This is a genomic window from Bartonella sp. CM120XJJH, from assembly GCF_042194715.1.
In the GTDB taxonomy this organism is placed as follows: Bacteria; Pseudomonadota; Alphaproteobacteria; order Rhizobiales; family Rhizobiaceae; genus Bartonella.
The window spans coordinates 1-235 of record NZ_JBHINE010000128.1 but is presented as its reverse complement, the minus strand read 5'-3'; the positions used below and the strand labels follow the sequence as shown (position 1 = coordinate 235).

The window sequence follows — 235 nt, the reverse complement described above, 5'->3', positions numbered from 1 at the left end:
GTCATGATAAAGAAACTCACATGTGTTACATCCAATCCAGCAAGTTTTGCATAAATACCAATGAAATCCCCTGATTTTAAACGGCTTATAACCTCTTCATTAATAAAGTTACTTGGAATATACGTTATTGTGCGTTTCACAACTGGAAGTCCAGGAAGATAGCTTTCACCATCAGCTTTTTTGTTGAGATATTTTTCTATTTTTACCGCATGGGGACTTATTTCAGCGGTAATAT

1 protein-coding gene is annotated in these 235 nt (G+C 34.9%); it reads right to left on the bottom strand.

All coding sequences use genetic code 11. The features are described from left to right. Nucleotides 1-235 (bottom strand): N-acetylmuramoyl-L-alanine amidase-like domain-containing protein (locus tag ACFIKU_RS10175; protein ID WP_375657439.1); only part of this gene is annotated, 235 nt, incomplete at both ends.